The 20,764-nt window shown below is 50.1% G+C and carries 23 protein-coding genes; 8 read left to right on the forward strand and 15 right to left on the reverse strand.

Annotation, left to right across the window (positions count from 1 at the left end):
• Positions 1–26 precede the first annotated feature (26 nt).
• Together ACMGDE_RS15915 and ACMGDE_RS15920 are read left to right on the forward strand one after the other, a co-directional pair.
• The gene (locus ACMGDE_RS15915; RefSeq protein ID WP_436833813.1) at positions 27–2,057 is read left to right on the forward strand and encodes a heavy metal translocating P-type ATPase; all 2,031 of its coding nucleotides are present in this window, start codon (positions 27–29) and stop codon (positions 2,055–2,057) included.
• Positions 2,058–2,114: 57 nt separating this feature from the next.
• Complete coding sequence (locus ACMGDE_RS15920) at positions 2,115–2,996, forward strand: sugar phosphate isomerase/epimerase family protein (protein ID WP_436833814.1); 882 nt, start codon at positions 2,115–2,117, stop codon at positions 2,994–2,996.
• A 37-nt stretch (positions 2,997–3,033) separates the two neighbouring features.
• Here the strand turns inward: ACMGDE_RS15920 and ACMGDE_RS15925 are convergent, their stop codons facing one another.
• Both ACMGDE_RS15925 and ACMGDE_RS15930 read right to left on the reverse strand, forming a co-directional pair.
• On the reverse strand, positions 3,034–3,414 hold the full coding sequence (locus tag ACMGDE_RS15925; RefSeq protein WP_436833815.1) for an SRPBCC domain-containing protein: 381 nt from the start codon (positions 3,412–3,414) through the stop codon (positions 3,034–3,036).
• A 33-nt stretch (positions 3,415–3,447) separates the two neighbouring features.
• The gene (locus tag ACMGDE_RS15930) at positions 3,448–5,298 is read right to left on the reverse strand and encodes a vWA domain-containing protein (RefSeq protein ID WP_436833816.1); all 1,851 of its coding nucleotides are present in this window, start codon (positions 5,296–5,298) and stop codon (positions 3,448–3,450) included.
• A gap of 79 nt (positions 5,299–5,377) precedes the next feature.
• Here ACMGDE_RS15930 and ACMGDE_RS15935 point away from each other — a divergent pair, with 79 nt between their 5' ends.
• The 3 genes from ACMGDE_RS15935 (at position 5,378) to ACMGDE_RS15945 (ending at position 8,001) form a co-directional block, all read left to right on the forward strand.
• A complete protein-coding gene (locus ACMGDE_RS15935) occupies positions 5,378–5,953 on the forward strand; it encodes an RNA polymerase sigma factor (RefSeq protein WP_436833817.1) in 576 nt (191 codons plus the stop codon).
• Complete coding sequence (locus ACMGDE_RS15940) at positions 5,940–7,220, forward strand: carboxypeptidase-like regulatory domain-containing protein (protein ID WP_436833818.1); 1,281 nt, start codon at positions 5,940–5,942, stop codon at positions 7,218–7,220. The genes ACMGDE_RS15935 and ACMGDE_RS15940 overlap by 14 nt, the downstream gene beginning before the upstream one ends.
• 67 nt (positions 7,221–7,287) lie before the next feature.
• Complete coding sequence (locus ACMGDE_RS15945) at positions 7,288–8,001, forward strand: 3-ketoacyl-ACP reductase (RefSeq protein ID WP_436833819.1); 714 nt, start codon at positions 7,288–7,290, stop codon at positions 7,999–8,001.
• A gap of 39 nt (positions 8,002–8,040) precedes the next feature.
• On the opposite strand, the gene ACMGDE_RS15950 is transcribed toward ACMGDE_RS15945, so the two are convergent.
• The 12 genes from ACMGDE_RS15950 to ACMGDE_RS16005 all read right to left on the reverse strand — a co-directional run bounded on the left by ACMGDE_RS15950 (position 8,041) and on the right by ACMGDE_RS16005 (position 18,260).
• Positions 8,041–8,940 (reverse strand): DMT family transporter, encoded by a 900-nt coding sequence (locus ACMGDE_RS15950; protein WP_436833820.1) that lies wholly within the window; start codon positions 8,938–8,940, stop codon positions 8,041–8,043.
• Between the two features lie 139 nt (positions 8,941–9,079).
• Positions 9,080–10,420 carry a sialidase family protein gene (locus tag ACMGDE_RS15955; protein ID WP_436833821.1) on the reverse strand — a complete coding sequence of 447 codons (1,341 nt, stop codon included), beginning with the start codon at positions 10,418–10,420 and terminating at the stop codon, positions 9,080–9,082.
• Between the two features lie 114 nt (positions 10,421–10,534).
• Positions 10,535–10,942, reverse strand: coding sequence for a barstar family protein (locus ACMGDE_RS15960; RefSeq protein WP_436833822.1), 408 nt, complete (start codon positions 10,940–10,942; stop codon positions 10,535–10,537).
• A 103-nt stretch (positions 10,943–11,045) separates the two neighbouring features.
• Positions 11,046–11,672 (reverse strand): porin family protein, encoded by a 627-nt coding sequence (locus ACMGDE_RS15965; RefSeq protein ID WP_436833823.1) that lies wholly within the window; start codon positions 11,670–11,672, stop codon positions 11,046–11,048.
• Positions 11,673–11,824: 152 nt separating this feature from the next.
• Complete coding sequence (locus tag ACMGDE_RS15970; RefSeq protein ID WP_436833824.1) at positions 11,825–12,796, reverse strand: aldo/keto reductase; 972 nt, start codon at positions 12,794–12,796, stop codon at positions 11,825–11,827.
• Between the two features lie 78 nt (positions 12,797–12,874).
• On the reverse strand, positions 12,875–13,444 hold the full coding sequence (locus tag ACMGDE_RS15975; RefSeq protein ID WP_436833825.1) for a Crp/Fnr family transcriptional regulator: 570 nt from the start codon (positions 13,442–13,444) through the stop codon (positions 12,875–12,877).
• A gap of 143 nt (positions 13,445–13,587) precedes the next feature.
• The gene (locus ACMGDE_RS15980; protein ID WP_436833932.1) at positions 13,588–14,145 is read right to left on the reverse strand and encodes a glutathionylspermidine synthase family protein; all 558 of its coding nucleotides are present in this window, start codon (positions 14,143–14,145) and stop codon (positions 13,588–13,590) included.
• Positions 14,088–14,426, reverse strand: coding sequence for a hypothetical protein (locus ACMGDE_RS15985; protein ID WP_436833826.1), 339 nt, complete (start codon positions 14,424–14,426; stop codon positions 14,088–14,090). Before ACMGDE_RS15985 ends, ACMGDE_RS15980 begins: the two co-directional genes overlap by 58 nt.
• Before the next feature lie 270 nt (positions 14,427–14,696).
• The gene (locus ACMGDE_RS15990) at positions 14,697–15,071 is read right to left on the reverse strand and encodes a hypothetical protein (RefSeq protein WP_436833827.1); all 375 of its coding nucleotides are present in this window, start codon (positions 15,069–15,071) and stop codon (positions 14,697–14,699) included.
• Between the two features lie 757 nt (positions 15,072–15,828).
• Complete coding sequence (locus ACMGDE_RS15995) at positions 15,829–16,032, reverse strand: helix-turn-helix domain-containing protein (protein WP_436833828.1); 204 nt, start codon at positions 16,030–16,032, stop codon at positions 15,829–15,831.
• A gap of 5 nt (positions 16,033–16,037) precedes the next feature.
• The gene (locus ACMGDE_RS16000) at positions 16,038–16,682 is read right to left on the reverse strand and encodes a DUF2975 domain-containing protein (RefSeq protein ID WP_436833829.1); all 645 of its coding nucleotides are present in this window, start codon (positions 16,680–16,682) and stop codon (positions 16,038–16,040) included.
• Between the two features lie 213 nt (positions 16,683–16,895).
• Positions 16,896–18,260 (reverse strand): Gfo/Idh/MocA family protein, encoded by a 1,365-nt coding sequence (locus ACMGDE_RS16005; protein WP_436833830.1) that lies wholly within the window; start codon positions 18,258–18,260, stop codon positions 16,896–16,898.
• Positions 18,261–18,467: 207 nt separating this feature from the next.
• Between ACMGDE_RS16005 and ACMGDE_RS16010 the strand changes: the two genes are divergently transcribed.
• Both ACMGDE_RS16010 and ACMGDE_RS16015 read left to right on the forward strand, forming a co-directional pair.
• Positions 18,468–18,644 (forward strand): hypothetical protein, encoded by a 177-nt coding sequence (locus ACMGDE_RS16010; protein ID WP_436833831.1) that lies wholly within the window; start codon positions 18,468–18,470, stop codon positions 18,642–18,644.
• A gap of 1 nt (position 18,645) precedes the next feature.
• A complete protein-coding gene (locus ACMGDE_RS16015; RefSeq protein WP_436833832.1) occupies positions 18,646–19,026 on the forward strand; it encodes a nuclear transport factor 2 family protein in 381 nt (126 codons plus the stop codon).
• An 87-nt stretch (positions 19,027–19,113) separates the two neighbouring features.
• Here ACMGDE_RS16015 and ACMGDE_RS16020 read toward each other — a convergent pair whose 3' ends face one another.
• Positions 19,114–20,490, reverse strand: a complete 1,377-nt coding sequence (locus tag ACMGDE_RS16020; protein ID WP_436833833.1) for an alpha/beta fold hydrolase — start codon at positions 20,488–20,490, stop codon at positions 19,114–19,116.
• Between the two features lie 129 nt (positions 20,491–20,619).
• On the opposite strand from ACMGDE_RS16020, the gene ACMGDE_RS16025 reads away from it, so the two are divergent.
• The gene (locus ACMGDE_RS16025; RefSeq protein WP_436833834.1) at positions 20,620–20,751 is read left to right on the forward strand and encodes a hypothetical protein; all 132 of its coding nucleotides are present in this window, start codon (positions 20,620–20,622) and stop codon (positions 20,749–20,751) included.
• Positions 20,752–20,764 lie beyond the last annotated feature (13 nt).

The following is a 20,764-nucleotide window of genomic DNA, read 5'->3' on the forward strand; positions in this document are numbered from 1 at the left end:
TTGATGGAGTTGCAGGATCCCAACGCATGGACGACAAGCTACTTACCGATCCGAATCACGTGCATACCTATGACGAGCAAGGTCGCATGACCTGCTGTACGCTGGAAAACGAGATATACGAAAAAGCCGGTGCCTCCGAATTGCTGCATGACCATGCACACGATCACACATCCCATCATGGCGTGGCGCAGTCTGCCCTTCGGCTTTTCCTGCCTGCCATCGCGAGCCTCATCCTCTTGCTGCTGGCCCTCTCTTTTGACCACGGATGGATACCACGACCGGCATTTTTCGATGGTTGGATACGCCTGGTGTGGTATGCGGCGGCTTATCTTCCCGTAGGCGGACCGGTCATCCTGGAAATGTTTCAAGCCTTTACCAAGAGGGAGATCTTTTCTGAATTCACGCTGATGACCATCGCCACGCTCGGTGCCTTCTTTATCGGCGAGTATCCCGAAGGCGTAGCGGTGATGCTGTTTTATACCGTGGGCGAAAACCTGCAAAGCATGGCCGTTCGCCGCGCCAAGGGCAACATCAAGGCCCTACTGGATCAACGGCCGGACGAGGTCACCATCCTCGATAACGACCATTTGCATACCATCAAGGCCGCGCGGGCCGGTATCGGGCAGATCCTACAGCTCAAACCGGGCGAAAAGCTGGCGCTGGACGGCGAGCTGTTTTCTGAAAGCGCTTCCTTCAACACCGCTGCATTGACCGGCGAGAGCAAGCCCGACACGAAGAAGAAGGGTGAGGTGGTATTGGCCGGCATGATCAACCTGAACACCGTTGCGCAGGTGCGCATTACCACTGCCTATGCCGATAGCAAGCTGAGTAGGATCATTGCCCTGGTGCAGGACGCTACGGCGCAGAAAGCGCCCAGCGAGCTCTTCATCCGCAAGTTTGCCAAGGTCTATACACCCCTAGTGGTGCTGTTGGCCCTACTCATCACGGTGCTGCCCGTACTGTTTGTAGCCGATTACGTGTTTACCGATTGGTTGTACCGCGCACTGATCTTCTTGGTCATCTCCTGCCCCTGTGCGCTGGTCGTCTCCATTCCCCTCAGCTATTTCGGCGGTATCGGAGCCGCCAGCCGCCACGGCATCCTCTTCAAGGGCGGCAATTTCCTGGATGCACTGGCACATATCCAGCACGTGGTAATGGACAAAACCGGCACGCTGACCAAAGGTGTATTCAAGGTGCAGGAAATCAGGATAGCCAATGGTTTTGATCAGGCCGAGATGCTTCGGTTGGCTAACGCATTGGAAAGCAATAGCACCCATCCCGTCGCTACCGCCATCCACGAGTATGTCGGCCCGGTAGATGAGCGCCTACGACTGGAGCAGGTCGAAGAAATCGCCGGTCACGGCCTGCACGCCACGGTAGAGGGCAAGCAACTCCTTGTGGGCAATTTTAAGCTGCTTGACCATTTTGGTATTGCGCATGGCGTCGATACGGGCCACATGGCCCACACGGTCATCGCCATCGCCTACGATGGGCGGTTTGCCGGATACCTGACCATTGCCGATGAGATCAAGTCCGACGCCGCGGCGGCCATCCGCCAGCTGAAGGCCCTGGGCATTACCCCTACGATGCTCAGCGGCGACCGCCACGCTGTTGTTCAGGCCGTGGCGGGTACGCTAGCGATCGCTCATGCATATGGCGATCTGTTGCCAGAAGATAAAGCCAATAAGATCAAGGAAATGAAGTCAGCTGGCTACCGCGTTGCTTTCGTTGGAGACGGGGTTAATGATGCGCCCGTGGTGGCGCTGAGCGATGTCGGTATCGCCATGGGCGGCTTGGGCAGCGATGCCACCATCGAAACGGCCGATGTGGTTATCCAAGATGACCAGCCCGGCAAGATTCCGGTGGCGATCCGGATCGGCAGGGCCACGCGCCGTGTCGTCTGGCAAAACATCACGATGGCCTTCGTGGTGAAGGCCATTGTGCTCATCCTAGGCGCCGGTGGCCTAGCCACCATGTGGGAGGCCGTCTTTGCCGATGTGGGCGTCGCCCTACTCGCCATTGGCAATGCCATCCGCATCCAACGGATGCGTTTCTAGATTTTTTGATACATTTGTCAGGTCACCAATTATAAGAGTCACCAATTATAAGATACGATGTACAGGATCAACAGAAAGCAATTCCTCCAATCAACGTCGCTGCTGGCCGGCGCCTCGTTCCTTCCTGCCGCCATTTGGGCAGCGACTAAGCGGAAACCGGCTACCCACATGAAGCTGGGGCTTGTCACCTACCTCTGGGGCAAGGATTGGGATGTGCCCACGCTCATCGCAAACTGCAATGCCACCGGCATACAGGGCGTGGAATTGCGTGTAGACCATGCCCATCATGTCACCCCGGAAATGAGCAAACAGGAGCGAATAGCCGTTAAGCAGCAATTTGGCGATAGCGCCGTGCAGCTTGTCGGCATGGGCACCAACCAACAATACGATTTTCCGGACCAGCAGGCCCTCCAGGCATCGATCGCGCGTACCAAGGAATATATCCGCCTGAGCGCCGATATCGGCGGCAGCGGTGTAAAGGTCAAACCCAATGCCTTTCATCGCGAAATTCCACGAGAAAAGACCATGGCTCAAATCGGTGCTTCGTTAAACGAACTCGCCGCGTATGCCGCCGATTTCGGACAGCAGCTCCGCTTGGAAGTCCACGGCGAGGAAACCCAAGAGCTACCCAACATCAAAACGATCATGGACCATGCCGATCATCCCAATGCGACCGTCTGCTGGAACTGCAACCCTCAGGATTTGGACGGCCAGGGATTCCAGCACAATTTTGATTTGGTCAAAGACCGTTTCGGGGATACCGTCCACGTGCGCGAACTCGACCGCACGGACTACCCCTACCCGGCACTTTTGAAAAACCTAGCCGATATGGATTACAAGGGCTGGATACTGTTGGAGTGCCACACCGATCCGGCAGACAAGGTGCAGTCCATGCGGGAGCAACGGGCTGTTTTTGACCGGATGATGGCTGGGCGCTGACCACACGATGACCTTGCCAAGAGTGCTGGCAGCCCCGTCATTCCATATAAAAGTTAATCAGCGAGGCCACGTATTCCGTGCGCCACCCATCCACGATATCATCATAGTCGTCCTCAGGGATATTGGTTTGCCTGACCTCCATGGACGTCCCCTGCTTATGCGGATGCAGCTTGATGGTCACGATAGACGGCTCGTCCTGTTCACCAAAGTACCATTGCTGCTCAATCTTCGTACCCGGTTCGAACGATAGATTCTTTCCCACAATCGCGCCGTCCCACAACGAAAATTCCGTGCCGGGCTCCGGAGACATGACCGCCTCCTCCCCCGTCCACAGCCGGATGGTATCCGCTCTGGTGAGCGCCACAAATACCAGCTCCGGAGGAGCCGGTATAATGAAATATGCTTTATAGTCCTTCATGCAGTCCGTATTACAGCGCTAAGTTATGCATTTTTAATGGCCTCTCGCGGCCACGTCATGATGCTTGGCCAATAACTTCGCGCTTTCCGCCAAGCGGATGAATTCCGCACGATAGCCTTCATCATCCGCCCCCCTGGCTTGTCTAGCCCGCGCCACCAGCCGATCGTAGTCCGCCTGCTGTTTATATTCCGAATTGCGCAGCAACATACCCAGCTCCGCGACAGCACTGGCAAAGCGGAAATCCGCGCTCGCCTTGATCAATTCCAGTGGCCTATCGGCTACTGCCACTTGCTGCACGCGGCTTTTATCCCCATCGGGGTCTTTATAGCGAAATTTGATGGTCGCCACTTCATCACTAGTATGCACAGCAGGCCGTTCTTTCACCTGTTGGTACTTAAGCGGATCTACATCACCCGGAAAATTGCTCTTGACGCCCACCGGCACGATTTCATACAGCGCGGTGACGGTATGCCCTACCCCCATGTCGCCACCCAGCTTCTCGTCATTATTGAAATCCTCTTTTTCGAGCAAGCGATTCTCATAACCCAACAGCCTGTAGGCTTGTACCTTGGCCGGGTTGAACTCCACCTGCATCTTTACATCCTTAGCGACGGTAAACAGCGTGCCACCGAATTCGGTGACCATTGCTTTACGGGCCTCCGTGATGTTGTCGATATACGCGTAGTTGCCGTGTCCTTTGTTGGCCAGCAGTTCCATTTTGCTGTCTTTCAGATTGCCCATGCCAAAGCCCAGTACCGACAGGTTCACCCCGCTTTGCCGTTCGTTGGCAATGAACTGCTCCATATCGCCGTCGCTGGAAGCACCCACATTGAAATCCCCGTCGGAGGCCAATATGATGCGGTTGTTGCCTCCCTTGATAAAGTGCTGCCGCGCGATGCGGTACGCTAGCTGCAGGCCCGCGCCACCCGCGGTAGATCCGCCCGCGCCGAGCGCATCGATAGCGTCCTTGATCTTGGTTTTCTGGCTTCCAGGTGTGCTTTCCAAGGCCACTCCTGCCGAACCAGCATAGGTCACGATGGCCACCTGATCGTTTTCACGCAGCTGATCCACCAGCATTTTCATCGCAGTCTGCGCGAGTGGCAGGCGGTTGATGCCCGCCATGGAGCCCGATACGTCGATAAGAAATACCAGGTTTGAAGTGGGCAACTTGTCCGTCGGCACCGATTTCGCCTTCAGGCCGATGCGCAGCAAGCGGTGCTTCGGGCTCCAAGGCGCTGCCGCCAGCTCCGTGTGGATGGCTACAGGCTCACCATTGGTCGGTCCCTTCAGATCATACTGGAAGTAATTGATCATTTCTTCGATCCGAACGGCATCTACTGGCGGCAGCTGCCCATTGTTGATGAACCGACGGAAATTGCTGTAGGAGGCCGCGTCTACGTCAATCGCAAACGTAGACAGCGGTTCATCCAACGGATTGAAGAAGCGGTTTTCCGCGAATCCCTTGTAGGATTCGGTGTTTATCGGCTGGGGCAGCCACCCGCCCCTGATCATCAAGTTCACACCTCCAGTCAATGCCGCTTGCTTTTGCGCACCATGTCCGATCACCACCACTTCATCCAACGACATGGCCGCTGCCGTCAGCCGCACATCCAGCTTGTTTAGCTTGCCCACCTTTAGCCGCTTGGTTTCATAGCCGATGTAGGCGAATACGAGGTATTGCCCCTTTTCGGCTTGGATGGCGTAATGCCCTTTTTTGTCCGTGCCCACCGAAGTATTCGTTCCAGCCACCTGTACATGAACACCGGCCAGTGGCGTACCGTCCGCGTCGTCGTATACCGTACCGCTAATCAAGCGGGGTTCGCTGTTCCGGTACCCCACCAGAGATACCGTCAGCAGCATTGCAAAGAAAATAGCCCTTGTCATAATCGTCGATTTTTTGGCGAAGGATGCACGGCTGCCGGAATTTCCATAAACCGGAAAAATAATTTACTTTCACCCTGTAATGAGCTGGTTCGGCAAGTCCAAAAAAAAAGTCGATGATGATGTCCTCCTGCAGCGCTATCGCGAGACCGGCGATCTCGCCGTATTGGGTGAACTGTTTGACGCCCACGCCGAGATGGTCTATTACGTATGCCAGCGCTACCTGCAAGACAGTGAGCGCAGCAAAGATGCCGTCATGCAGATCTTCGAGGACCTCATTCACAAGGTCAACAAGCAAGAAATCCAGCGATTCGGCAGTTGGCTATACGTGCTCAGCCGCAACCATTGCCTCATGCAGCTGCGGTCCGACAAAAACAAGCAGCAAATTTCCATCGACGAATTTGTGGAATTTCCCATGCCCGTGCATCCGGAGGACGACGCGGAAGAAAAGGAACAGCAGCTCACCGCGCTCGAGCGCTGCATGGATACGTTACCCGAAAAACAAAAACGCAGTGTTGATTTGTTTTACTTGAATGAGAAGTGTTATAAAGAAATTGCCGACATCACAGGATATAGCTTAAACGAAGTGAAAAGCTACATCCAAAACGGCAAGCGAAATTTAAAGTTGTGCATGGAGGCCAATCATGGAAAAGGATAAGGTGGATGTGGAATTGATCAGGCAGTACCTCCGGGGCGAGCTCAGCCCACGAGCGATGTATGCACTGGAGCGCCGGGCGCAGGACGACCCGGCGTTGATGGATATCATCCTCGGCATGGAAGGGGAAACGCAGGATGTACACGCGGCCAATCTCGCCGATATCCACAGGCGGATCGACCAGCGTACCCAGCGTGGCCGTACCCGCCGACTCCTTCCGTTCCAACGCTGGGCCGTAGCAGCTTCGGTGCTATTGGCACTTACCATCAGCACGCTATGGTTTATGCGACAGGACGTTCAAGAGCAAAACCAACCCGCGGTGGCCTCTGCACCGTCAGATGCCCTTGAGCAGCGCTCCGAGCGACCTGCTGCGCCCACGTCCGGTGACGCCGAGGAAGCTCCAGCCGCCAAGCAAGCGGCTCCATCAGCAGCACCTGCCAAGGAGGAGCCCGCCCAGGTGCAGCGATTAGCACGGACCACAACAGAAGGTGAAGCCGCAGCGTCGGCGCCACGCAACAAGACCAGCAAGCCTGTCGAATCCGCTGAACGCATCCGTGATACGCAGGAAGCGGCTGTGGTTATCCGGTACGGAACTCAAAAAGCATCGACCATCACAGGCGCTATCCACTTGCCCGAAGCCACCGCAGCCGATACCAATAAGGGACAACGCGCGGCGGCGGTAAGCGAACGCATGTCGGAGATACGCATACGCGGCGTCAGCCCCACCGGGCAGCCCGCACAACAGGCGATCATGGGCAAGGTGGTCGATCAAGAGACACAGGCACCCCTGCAAGGTGCCGTCCTGCAACTGGCGGACAACCGCACGGTGGTCACCGACTCCACGGGTCGGTTCGTCATACGAGACCCCTCACAAACACTGACCGCGTCATATCTGGGCTACGAGCAGCAGCAAGTCAGCGTTGCAGCCCATGACAGCATCACCATTGCCCTCCGGCCCGCCGCGGCAGACCTGAGCGAAGTGGTCGTGGTGGGCTACGGCGGCGAAACGACCGGCAAACCAGAGCCGCTTGGAGGTTGGCGCGCATATAACCGCTACCTCAAACGGGGTATCAACCAGACCGAGGGAGCAACAGGCACGATCACGCTGACGTTTACCATTGATGACGGCGGCACCCCCACCCACATCCAGGTCGTCCGCACCACGGATACAGCCCTCAGCAATCGAGCCATCCAGCTCGTGCGCGAAGGCCCGAAATGGAAGCCCGGCAAAAATGACGAACGCGTGGCGGAGTTGCAGATAAAGTTATAAGCTAGTCATTTCCGAGATTCGCCCGCGTAAAAAAAAGACTGTATTTTTGCGGTTCAGTCATGACGATATGGAATTAAAAGGAAAGAATGCGATCATTACCGGTGGCGGCCGTGGCCTAGGGAAAGCCGTAGCGCTGACGTTAGCCAGCGAAGGTGTCAATATCGGAATAACAGGACGCCATGCGGGTAACCTCGCGGCTACTGTCGAAGAACTCAAAAAGCTGGGCATTGCGGCATATTATGCTGTATTTCCGGTCGACCAATCGGTACCGGTTGCCAACGGCATTGCCGAGCTTGCCGAAAAGCTGGGCGGTGTGGATATCCTCATCAACAATGCGGGTATAGCAACATTCGCGTCGGTTGAAGACATGCCCATCGATGAGTGGGAACAAATTATCCAGACAAACCTGTTTGGCGTATACTACGCGTCGAAAGCCGTTATACCCTTGCTCAAACAGCGCGGCGAAGGAGATATTGTCAACATCGCATCGACCGCAGGTCTGAAAGGGACGCCTAATATGTCGGCATATTGCGCATCCAAGGCGGCTGTTATCGCCTTCTCGCAGTCATTAATGGCTGAGCTGCGCAAGAGCAATATCCGGGTTTTCACGCTTACGCCGAGCACTATTGCGACAGATTTGAGTATCGAACGCGGCCTTACAGACGGAAATCCCGAAAAGGTGCTGCAGCCCGAAGATTTTGCCGAATGGGTCAGGGACATGCTGAAAATGAAGCGGCGGGCGCTCATTGCTAACGGCTCCATTTTCTCTACCAATCCGTAAAGCGCCATTTTATACGCAGATCACCTTACTGGGCCTCCGCTATGCCTCCGGAGACACCTTGCCGATCGACAGCAGGAAGACGGTAATGACAATCAGAAATGCACCCAGCCAATCCAGCGTTTGGAAGGAAACACCCAGCCACAGCACCGCGATCAACGTAGCCGAAAGTGGCTCCGCTGACGTCAGGAGGCTGGCCTTTTGTCCGCCGATGAGCTGCACCGCCTTTAGGTACAGGTAAAACGGGATCAGCGTTCCAAACAGCACAACAAAGAGGCTATTGGCATACGTATAACGATCCCAAACACCGTCAACCTCCCATGGCGGGTTGATCAGCGAAATCGCCACCCCGCCGATAAACAATCCCCAGCCGATGACACTCACCGCGCTATACTTGCTGAGCAACACGCCCGGCATGAGGGTATATAACGCCAAACTGACCGCTGATGCGATGCCGAGCGCAAACGCCAACGGCGATATATTCAACGCATTGATATCGCCATGGGTAACCAAGAGGAATGTCCCCAATATAGCCAAAAAAATAGCCAAATAATCTAAGCCGTTGAGCCTCCTGCCGTACCGCGCTGCCAGGTATATCGCTATGAATACTGGAGCCGAAAATTGCAGAATGGTTGCTGTCGCCGCATTGGAGTGTTTAATCGCGGCAAAGTATGTATACTGTACGGTCAGCATGCCAGCGATGCCGAATACCAACAGTCTGCGGCGATCGCCCTTATTCCGCCAGATCGCCCAAACGTGGGCATCTTTCCGTAGTATCGCCAGGAGCAGCAGCAATCCACCCGCACCGAGCATCCGTACGGCCATCAACCATTCCACACTCACTTCCCGTTGCTGGAACAGAAACTGGCCGCAAGTCCCCGATACGCCCCACAGCGTAGCCGCCGACAGTGCCATCAGCACCCCTTTTGCATGATTATCCATTTGACCGTTAGTTGCCTCAAAAATAGCTCGAAAATATCATATTCCCGCTACCAGCGGCGTGTCCAGCAAGCAAATTGATATCGGCAGGCAAGTCGGTTTAGGCTTATAGTCATGCAGCAGCCTACATAGAGATGACAAGTTATTCGGTTTTTGCTAAACCATCAGGATGCTGCAGCCAATCGAGCTCGAACCGTATAAATGAAATCCCGTCAACAAGCGTGCTCCCTGGGTGGTTGTTCTTTTTTTCGTACAGCAACCCGATCGTTCCGTCTTTCAACTGGACAAGATCCGAATACTGTGCGCCATACGCGTATACTAGTTTGCTGACAGGCCAGGTCTTGCCGCCGTCGGTACTCAAACTTACGGTGAGGCCTTCACGTTTATCCACGGTGTTTGGATGCGAATGGAGCAACCAATCTGCCGCGGGGTACTGTTGATTTGGAGGCTGTATGCGTACCAGTCCGCAGTCAACCGCCGTATACGGCATGACGGTCAGCTCTTCACCCCCATATTGCCACGTAACCCCGCGGTCATTACTTCGGGCCACCCACCTTCGCCCCTTATTGTGCATCCGGGCATTCATCATCACTGTCCCATCGCCCAGTTGCACCACCCTTGCTTCTGTTGCCTGGTGACCCAGCCCCGTGTCGTTTCCTTTCGTCCAACTCTTGCCGTGATCGTCGCTATAGATGACCGACGAACTGTAAAGGCGATCGCTGATCGGCGTACCGATGTGGGTGCCATCCGCCTCGACCCGCCCTATCGCCCGGCGGTGCCAAAATTGGACGAGCAACCGACCGTTGTCCAACTGGATACCATGCCCTGGGCCGGGCATATGGAACGCCCGGCTCAAATAATCGCTGGCAAAGCCATCCCGGTTCTTGATTGGCACGCCATCAATATCCACATGTGGCTTCCCATCGGGTCCAACGTTTAAGACATCGGTTATTTCGATCCGATCGCTCCAGGTTAGTCCTTCATCGTCACTGAATCGGTAAAACACACGGGTCATCCGCTGGGTATTGTGGCCCTTGTGTTCTCCCTCATTGAGGACATAGAAAATGAACAAACGCCCATTAGTCGAATCGGTCAATGCCAACGGGTTTGCCCAGGACTCCAACTTGCCGGGCCTCCCCTGCGTCTTCCAGAAGCTACCGTCGCCTTTTTCAATGACAATTTCCATTGGCCAAGTCGTGCCATTGTCCGACGAGCGTTTGCATACCAAATCGTGCGGACCCTCGTCGCGTCCGTCAATCCTCGCTTCTGTGAAAGCGAGCAAGGCGCCCGATTGGCTCAGTGTTAACCCGAGTATCCGGTGATTTTTCATCCCCCGTTCATTGCCTAGCCAAACCATCGTTTCGAAGGGCGGATGCTGCGGTGAGATTTCCTGCGCGAAACCGATATTAATGTTAATTTTTCCGATTAAGAAAACTTGCGCCACCAATCCCATGGTTGTTAGAAATTTAGAGACGCTATTCATGATTTAATTGGAATGTTATTGGCTAGCTATATCGTCATTATGTAGGACATATCAGACAAATTAATAGCTTTGATTTGGCAAATCCAAAAATTTTTGCGATAATTTTTGATTAAATTAATTCAAACAGGTCAGTTTGATATTCGGGTGTTCGCCGATAATGTCCAGCAGGATATCCATGTACGTCTGCCCCTCCCCGCGCTCCAATTCGTCAAGCTTCGCCCGAGCCCATTCCTGGTTGAACGCTTCGGGCCGTTCCAGCTTCGCACGGTAGAACGCGATGGTCGCCTCCACCCCCAGGTCCTCTCTGTTTTTCTCAAAATTAAGCCACTTCAGCGTTATCGGCTCTTTCCCACGGATGGCCCCGAAGCCGCCATGCAGCAGGTCATTGAATGCGTCCAAGTTTGGGCTAAGGGTGAAGTCTACGCCCTGCATGAATACCCGATTCACCTCGTCATAAAATGAAGGGATGTCATGAATACGATTGCCGTCAAGGATGAGTTCTTTTAGGGGTTCTTTGGACACGCTTGTTTTTTTAAAATCCTCCGGATGGTGGGGTATAAACCCGAAATCATTGAACGGGTAAGCAACTTATTCGGTTCCTAGTTTACCTACCGCTTTCGCTTATCTAAAACCGGATGCCCAATATAAAAGCAAGCGCATTGTTTCGGTAGCTGTCATTGGGCATATTGGGATTTTCGCCATTGGCGAAATTCGTAAGCCCAGTCATATAACGGGCATTCAGCACGAAGTCTACGGGGCTATCCGGCAACCGCAAGCAATATTCGAGCCCATATACCCCCACCAAGTCGGTATCCTTCACGTTTCTCGCCTCATAGGTTTCCCCCTCACCTATTTTGTTTTTGGCACGTAGTTTAAAAGCCACCTGCGGACCGACAAAGATGTCCAAATCAAGGGGTTTGAAGCGGTATTTCATCAAGACCGGCACACTTAGATAATTCATGTTCAGTTCGGCATACCGGTAACGGATGTCGCCTATCGCAAACGCGTCACTTTTGTATTTGCCTCCCAGCTGCTGGAAATTGACTTCCGGCTGCACGTGGAAATTGCCAAACACCGGAAGGTCAGCATGTATACCACCGATGAAACCTGCCTTTCCATCAAACGTATCGCCCGAGATCCTGGACATGTTCCACCCCGCCTGAATGCCGAAACCGATTTTCTCCTGCCGTTGCTGTGCATTAGCAACCAAGATGGCGAATATAAAAACAAACGAAACTAACGTATTTTTCATAAGCGATGTCTTTATTGCCTAACGTGCTCGAGAACGAGAATGCTACAAGACGACCTTCCGGCATGCCCTGGAGGCGGAGCTTGGCCCTGAACATCACGATCAAACCGATGGAACACCAGCGCATTCGGATCGGTATCCAGCGCTTTGGCGTTCTATTTTCCTATTATTTGCCGTATCTGTAAGGGATAGCGTTCGCCCACAATGTTGATTGTTGCCAACGCTGCATTGATTTTGGTCAGTTCATCAGTAGCCAAAACGATGTTTTCGCTGCCTATGTTTTCCTGCAAACGGTGCAGTTTTGTGGTGCCTGGGATTGGCACGATGAACGGCTTTTGCGCCAGGAGCCAAGCCAACGCAATCTGCGCAGGAGTGGCATTTTTATCGTTCGCAATCGACACAACCAAATCAACCAGCGCTTGATTAGCTTCCCGGTTTTCTTTACTGAAACGCGGCAACATCCTTCTACTGTCCGTTTTATCAAATCCCATGTCAGCATTGATGGTTCCTGTCAGAAACCCTTTGCCCAGTGGACTAAACGGCACGAAGCCGATTCCCAATACTTCCAATGTCGGGATAATTTCGGTTTCGGGGTCACGGAAAAACATGGAATACTCACTCTGTAATGCGGTAACAGGTAAAACGGCATGTGCCTTGCGGATGGTCTCCGCATCGGCTTCTGACAAACCGAAATGCTTTACTTTGCCAGCTTGTATCAGCTCTTTTACGGCACCTGCAACCTCTTCAATCGGCACATTCGGGTCGGGCCGATGTTGGTAAAACAAATCAATGTAATCGGTTCTTAATTTTTTCAATGAGGCCTCGGCAACCGATTTTATGCTTTCGGGTCTGCTATCCAAACCCAATTGAAAGTTACCGTCTTTAAACCCGAACTTGGTTGCAATGACCACTTCCTTGCGAATGGGTTCGAGCGCTTCGCCCACCAATTCTTCATTGTTTCCATACGCTTGAGCCGTATCAAAAAAAGTGATACCTTTTTCAAAAGCTGAGCGCACTAATTTTATATTTTCATCTTTTGCCGGTGCGTTTGGAAAACTTAATCCCATGCACCCAAAGCCCAGTGCAGATACTTCTAATCCGCTGTTTCCTAATTTTCTTGAGTTCATTTTTCTTTACTTTACAATTTACCCTACAAAGGTTGCTCAATAAAGCATGAAATCGTTTGCCATTTGGCAAAAAGTGATTCAGTGGATGTTTTTCCGTATTCTGCTCAACGAAGATTGCGTAATGCCCAGATAAGAAGCGATGTACGACAGCGGCACACGGTTTACCAACGTCGGGAATTTCTCAATAAACTCCAGGTAGCGTGTCGTGGCATCTTGCGAGACCAGTTCACTCCTTCTAGCAATTTTTTCCCCATGATTTTTGGTCATTATTTTTTGAAGCATCTTTTCCCAATCCATAATGGTTTCCAATAGCGCTTTCCAACCCTGTTCTGAAAACACCACCAGTTTACATGGCGTAATGGCTTGCAGGTATTCCGCGGGGACAAAGTTTGTATCGGTATCGTGTCCGTTTAAAATCAGGTGATTTTCGTCTACAAAATAACGGGTAATTTCGTCGCCTTTGTTATTGTAATAATAAACACGGAGAACGCCCGAAACAACAAACCCGATCTGCCGAACTACTTTGCCTGCCTCCCAAAAAAAATCGTCTTTACCAAGTTCTATTTCTGTGGCTTTCTTTTTAATCAGGTCTATCTGCTCTTTGTTCAAGGAGCCAAACTGCAGCAAGTAATCCATCAATTCTTCCATCGTACAAAACTATTAAATGATTTTGGCTTACCCATCCACACGCGTGCTTCATCTCTTGCGGCAACGTTTCCGCGTCAGGCACTTTGGAAATGTACTTTTGCAGCGTTTTAGGTTGCATTGCTCCGCGCTTCACTTATTGTACGTCAATGCCGGATAATGTGGGGTATAAAACGGCTTTTGTCTGTCGTGATGGGCATATCGGACTCGCGGAAAGATATTCCGCAGGATTCCTGACCGATCATCCAACTGCCGATAATTGAAAAACCGGTATCTTCTCGACGTAGCTTAGCCAGCTCTTGGTAGATGTAGCCTTCTTCTCCGTATTCGCCTTCGGTATGGTAGATCATCTGCCTGTCATAATACATAACGATATTGGAACCTTCACGCGCTAGGATGGGCTTTTTGACAAAATGCTTCAAATGGGCCGGCCCGCTAAAATGGGAAGCCAGCAGGTATGGATGATTCGGGAACAATTCCCAGAGTACGGGCAGTATGGCTTTATTAGATAACAACATCTTCCACGATGGCTCTATCCACTGGGCCTGATTGGGGTCGTTTACGATGTGCATGCCAAACTCTTCGCGCGTCAGCCATTCCCACGGATATAATTTGAAAATTGATCGGATGGGGGTGCCTTCCAAATCTACGAAGCCATTGCCCGCCCAACCGATATCGTCAATGTAGATGAGTTTGGTCTGGATACCTGCCTAAAGCGCGGTATCTCGGCTTCTTTGGCTGCCAGTTTATCAACATTAAAACTATCACCCACCAGCAGTGTTCCATTTTCATAAAATATGTAAATACCTAAGATGGCGTTTCCCGTCAAATAGTATCCGTCGATCCTAAGCTGATTGCCTGTATAGCTTTCCCTAGCTATGTGCAGTTTGTCATCTTCCCAGTGCTTTTTGCATGCTGACAGCAAGGTGAGCCCAAGCAAAACTAGGGCAAAAAGTGTTGTGCTTCTCATTTTTATGCTTACCATAATCTGCCTCCTCCAAATTGAAAATACGTTTCCGTTTAACATGTTCCAGTACCCGAAAGTAGGGGAAACCATTGGGTTTGTGGGCCACTTCGTTTTGCCAATAATTCCGGACCTGTTCAGAATCCTTACCGAAACGGAAGTGCCCGATTCCCACTAGGTCCCGGATTACCTGTAGCCAGATTTCACTGCGAATACCTTCATCTGATACCAGGAATTCAACCCAGGTTTTTTGGGATAGCATCTGGATATCTTCTTTTCGGTATTCAAATTCTACTTTTGACCGAGAAGGACTTTAACACCTACAAGAATCAGCGGCGAGCTCATTAAAAGTGTACAAGTCAGCCAACAAATGATTCTATCACGTTTAATAGGAACAAACAAAAATCGCTCGCTGAGTCCGGTCGACTTTGATGCCCTTGCTACCTTGAAAACAATGTGTGTTATCGTTAAATAGGATATTAATAAAAGAGGAAAAACAAATATTAAAATTTTTCCTCTTTTGGCCAGCGGTCCGTCTCCTGCAGTATTTGGAGCAATTATGTCCAAAATCCCCGATAGTCCCATCAAAAACATGAGAAAGAATGCAAGTGAGCCAGTTAGGACCATGATAGCGCTATTCCAAGCGCCTTCTTTTTCGTTTCTCAAAAAGTGTAAAAAAAGCACGTAATAAAATTTGTATAAAATGGACACCATCAGGATTAGCCAATTTAGCAGTTTTTAGAAACACGAGTGCTTTGCATTTTCTCCAAAATCCTATTTTTCCGTAATTGTCATAATGACCAACGTGCTCCCAAAAAAATACCGATGATTCGTTAAGAATCCAAGAATTTTATTTCCTCCCGGGAAAACAAGTAGTGCGAGAAATCCCATGGTTTCGGTATCTGATTCATAATTGTTGATATTTAAGCTGTGTAAGTTACTTCTCTGTCCTGTGCATGCGGCAAGAACCCCAATACGAGGAGAAGGTTGACGATACGCTTGCGCATGATGGTTTGTGTTGGTCGTTTTATTGATAGTTAGCGGTTAGTAAATTGGGTTACTGATTCATTAGCTGTATTTCTTAGGCCTATTGATTTATAATGGTAATTATAACATGCAAGGTAAAACATCCGATTGAGAATTACAAATTTTGATTACCCGAAGGTAGCCGCAGGGATGGTGAGGGCATTACGGGAAACCGGAAATGCAGCATCTTTTGAGTTATAAAATCATGCTGCCGAGCCGAAAACACCAAGGGGGTGATTATCCGCCGGCCGGGTGAGGCCGCGAGCTGGGTTTCCTTTGAGGCAGACTCTATTTTCAATATAACGCAGCCATAGTTTGGTTCGTACAACCAAAAGCTGACATTAAATATATATAATAGCTATGGTCAAATAAATTAAGGCCTACTTGTAACACAGTGTTACAAGTCGATATCGATAATATCCCCGGGTTTGCAATCCAAAACTCTACATATTGCCTCTAGCGTATCAAATCTGACCCCTTTTGCCTTCCCTGTTTTTAAAATGGAAAGATTGACTATCGTTAGCCCAACTTTTTCAGACAGTTGCGTTAACGACATTTTCCGCTTGGCCAACATCACATCTAAATTGATAACTATCGGCATATTATTTAAATAAATGAGTCATTTTCCTTCTTTATATCTATTGCTGTTTTGAAGACCAAACCGAACGCCAACAGTGCCAATCCAATAAACGTTTCAGACGCAATAAATCCGGCCCCTTTTTGCAACAAATAACCTGAATCATTGAGGTTTAACTTGATGATGCAGTTGATAAAAAGACGTTGAGTTATCGATCGCATTACAGGTAGTATCATCAACACAGCCGAGCCCCATAAAATTAAAGAGGCGTTCCTTGTTGTAAATACCTCATCCTTACGAAATGAACTAAAGACCCTTTTTATGCATAAAATGAGGAAGCCAATAAGTAGCCAATAAAATAGTTGAAAAACTTGGTACGATAAAGCGGGCAACGAAAATAGTTCGTCGTAAGATTTAAACCTCAATTCCACACGAGCTCTGTTAGTCGGCTGAACTACTACTTTCTTCCCAAACCAGTCGGCTAAACTCAGGACCCTTTTATCATCATGAGGTTTAGCCTGTATATCGTACATTGCATAACCTTTTAAACTGTTACTAACTGCCGGAGCACCAGAATTAAATAATTTGATCCCCAGAAAGACAAAATAAAAAATCAATACGATGGTAATTAATACATCAAGTGATCTGATGGTCTTGCTATTAGAAAGTTTCATATCAATCAGGATTAATGGCAAGCAAATTTAAATAAACTATTTATAACAAAACAATTAAAAATTAATGTTTTATTATAAATAATAAATCTATTTCAATAAAGACATCGAAGTGAGTTTAAACTTGACAGGAACATCCAATAGGCCAATAACCTGACATTCACTTATCTTTCGGGATTTTGAAGTTGGACATGTGGCTTGCTAAAACGACCGCTTTCACACCACATCCGGAACGATAAAAGGTGACCGGTATTCGCGGGACAGCAACGCATCGGCTTCCGGATCGTTGATGAATTTCATGGCCACGGGATCGAAATCCAGTGTTCGCCCCACGCGATACGCAATATTGCCAAGATGGATGAGCGCACAGGAATAAAATCCTTCCTTAATGTCTCCTTTTGCCAATTTCTGGTCGTTATACCGGATTGCATCGATAAAATTTGCGTAGTGGTTACCGAAACCCTTTCCGTTTTCCCCTGGCTCCATCTTATCGCCCATAAATGTTTGCCATTGATTGAGGTTTTTAGTCATGTAGCCTTTTGATCCAAAAAACAAGTTGCCTACCTCATTATCCGAACTCACCATATACGTGTTGTCATTCGGGTTTTCCCCGCCGATTCCTTCGGAATTTGAAAGCCAATGACGGACCTCAAATTGCAGGAGCTTTTTCCCGTCGCCCCCACCCTGGGCGTTTGGGAATTCAAAGACAGTGAGTTGCGTATTGGGTGTTTGCTGGTCATCGTCAAACATGAAATGGCCGCCAATTGAGCTGATCCTAGTAGGCAACGTAACATTAAGCCCCCACCGGGCAATATCGATCTCATGAACCCCCTGGTTGCCGATATCGCCGTTTCCATAATCCCAGTTCCAATGCCAGTTATAGTGGAAGCGGTTTTTCGAAAACGGGCGCTCCGGCGCCGGGCCCAACCACAGGTTATAATCTACGCCTGGAGGGATCGGTTCGTCTGGCGTGCGCCCGATGGTATTGCGCCGTTTATAGCAAATGCCTTTGGCCATATACACTTCACCAAGCTTCCCGCCATGCAAAAAATCAGCCATGCTTTCCGCACAGGGGTTGCTCCGTTGCTCGGCCCCATCCTGTACGATGACCGAGTACTTTTCTGCGGCTTCCACTAACTTACGGCCTTCGTAAATATTATGGCAACACGGCTTTTCGACAGAAACATGCTTGCCCGCTTGGATCGCCCATATCGCGGCCAACGCATGCCAATGATTCGGTGTCACGACGGAAACGGCATCGACCTCTTTATTTTCATACAAGACGCGCAAATCGGTATATGTCTTTGGCTTTTCCAGTCCCTTGTCTACAAAATGTTTTTTTATTCGGGGTTCAAAAAAATTCTGATCGATGTCGCATAGCGCGGTCACCCGCGCGTTTTTGAGCTTTGAGTAACCCTCGATGTGGTTTTGGCCCATTCCGCGTATGCCTATGACGGCCACGTTGACCCGTTCGTTGGATCCAAGAATTGAGGCGTAGGATTTTGCACTCATGCCAGTCGTTGTCAATGCCGCACCGGTGGCGCCAATCATACCTTTGCGGATAAATTCCCTTCTTTCCATAGAGTTAATCAGGTTTAATGAAATGAGTTAGTTGCACTTCGCTTAAACCGTAAAGTTACACCTTTGATCAAACTTTATGTTGAGCGTGTTGATTTTTTTCTCCGACCTATTGGCTTATAAGGGTTGCTGTGTCATGCAAATTATAACATGGTTTTCACTATTACAAGTGCCTAAAACAAATTAATTAGCCGGTTTTGAAAATTTTTCATGGCTGCTCCTAAGGCATTACCGGAAGACAGAAGGCAGTGGATTTGGATAAAAGGGTTGTTTGATAAATTTACATTGACGACATTCGTTAGCAAACAATATAGCCATAAAGCTAACAACGTCATGGAGAAGACATCTGCCGGTTGTGAAGAAAATATAGATTTGGAAACTGATTAGTATGGACAAAACAAAAATTAACAGGGAAGACATAGTGGAAGTGGAAAATAGGCTTTTTTCGGCTCAGCTTGTAAGTGATGTCGACATGCTCGATAAACTGTTGCACGATGACCTGATCGCAATTGGTCCTACTGGGCAGGTTGTAACCAAAGAAATGGATCTGGACTCGCATAAAGCGAAAACAATGGTTATTGAGGACGCATCAACAGCAATTAACGAGATTAAAATCACGGGTGACACAGCCCTCTCAATCGTAACCATGACAGCGAAAGGAAAAGTGATGGGAGCGCCATTAGCGGGAAAATTCCGTTATTTTAGAGTTTGGAAACGCTTTGACGATGGATTGAAAGTGATCGGTGCAAGTTTTATGCAATTGCCTTAGTTCAAGGGCCCAAGCTGCGGTGAGCCGTAGGAGGCGTATGGGGTGAAATAAACAGGAATGAAATGAATTGATTGAGACGCCATTAGGTTAGTCTGCATTGAATTGTTCGGTCAGCCACCGTCTCAATAGCTCCAAGACCTCGGGTGATACCGTCTCATCCAACCCAAACACCTCGGCATCATCCGCTCGCTTGGATGCTGTTGTCTGAAAGAAATGGTTTATGCGAGCGAAATGTTGGGCCTCCAGCTCCAATCCGGTTCGGCTGGCGAGGACATCCAACCGTTCTTGCTCGGCCGGAAAGCTGATGCGGTTGTCGTGTTCGCCATAAACAGCCAACACGGGGCACTTGATTTTGGGAAACACCGCACCGGGGTCGTATGACAAGATGTAATAGCGATCATCGGAAAGAAATTTCGTAAATCTTTCCGTCAGCATTTTCCCGATGGCTTTTTCGTTCCCTGCATCGTCGCGTGTGAGTCGGAATGCAGCCAGGGCCTCCTTGTTGTCGCGGTTATCCATCGACCAACGCATAGCCGTTTTCAGCATTAGGTCTGCAGCCTTCCTTTTGGACGGGGCCTCCTTCAGAATACGGAAGACTTCGTTAAATAAGCCAATCGCCTTCTCCCTGGTTACCGGTGACAAATCCGGCCAAGCAAACTCCGCATTGTTGCTTATGGCGAGCGTGAAGAAATCTATTCCTGTAAGCGAAATGGGCGAACCAAACGTCACCACGGTTGCCAGATCGGGGACAGCCGCCGCGACATCCATCGCTACCAATCCGCCTTGGCTGTGCCCAATGATTCCGACTTTATGGTCGGCCACGTTTTCATGGCTTTTCAGGAATTCGATGGCGCGCACCGCATCGGCTACGTAATCGACGTTGGCTCCGGGGGCCACCACGGTCTTGCCCACCCTATGGTCGTCTAGCCTGAGGACGGCGATGCCCTGCCGCGTGAGGTAATCGGCGATGACCAAATAGGGGTCATGGAAAAACAAATTCCCGTCACGGTCCTGCGGACCGGACCCCGAAATGATTAGTACGGCGGGATATTGACCTACCCTTTCCGGATAGGTAAATGTGCCGTCAAATACGACCGAGCTGTCACGGTTGGCGAAACGGACTTCTTCTTCGACATAAGGAAAAGGGCGGGTTGGCGTTTGGGGTCGGTGGGCCTTGAGGTCGAACCTGCGGAACGTGAGCCGTTGTTGTTGGCCGTTTCGAGTGAATTCACCGACGATGCTATCTCCTTCCCTCTTTCCCCTAAAAGAGTCCTTTATCGTGGAATCGTGACCCCAAAGGAAAAGCGAGTCGCGATTGACGGAAGCCGTATCAAACCGCAGCCTATCCATCATCATGAGATAGATTGCATCGGCCGCAACCGTAAGACCTCCGCCCTTTAAGGTATCGAGCTGCAACACGTACCTGCAGTAAACACCATCTACGGAATCTTCAGCCGTCCACATGCCACCGATGTATTCACCACGATGTTGCTGGCCGCATGAAACAGTGAAAAATGAAACAATGAATATCAGCTTAAAATAAGCTAGCCGCTTTGATAAAAGAGAGTCTACAAACATAATAACCTTGAATAATTGAACCCAATTGTTGATTTCTTGAGCATCAGCCACTTCCCTACCTTGCACATTCGAAGCCGCAGGCAGCAGGAACCCGAAGACGAGGAAAAGGTAAAAGATACGTTCTATATGATGTTATCGATTCATTAAATGTGTCTCTTAG

This window comes from Parapedobacter brassicae (assembly GCF_051400755.1).
Classification (GTDB): domain Bacteria; phylum Bacteroidota; class Bacteroidia; order Sphingobacteriales; family Sphingobacteriaceae; genus Parapedobacter.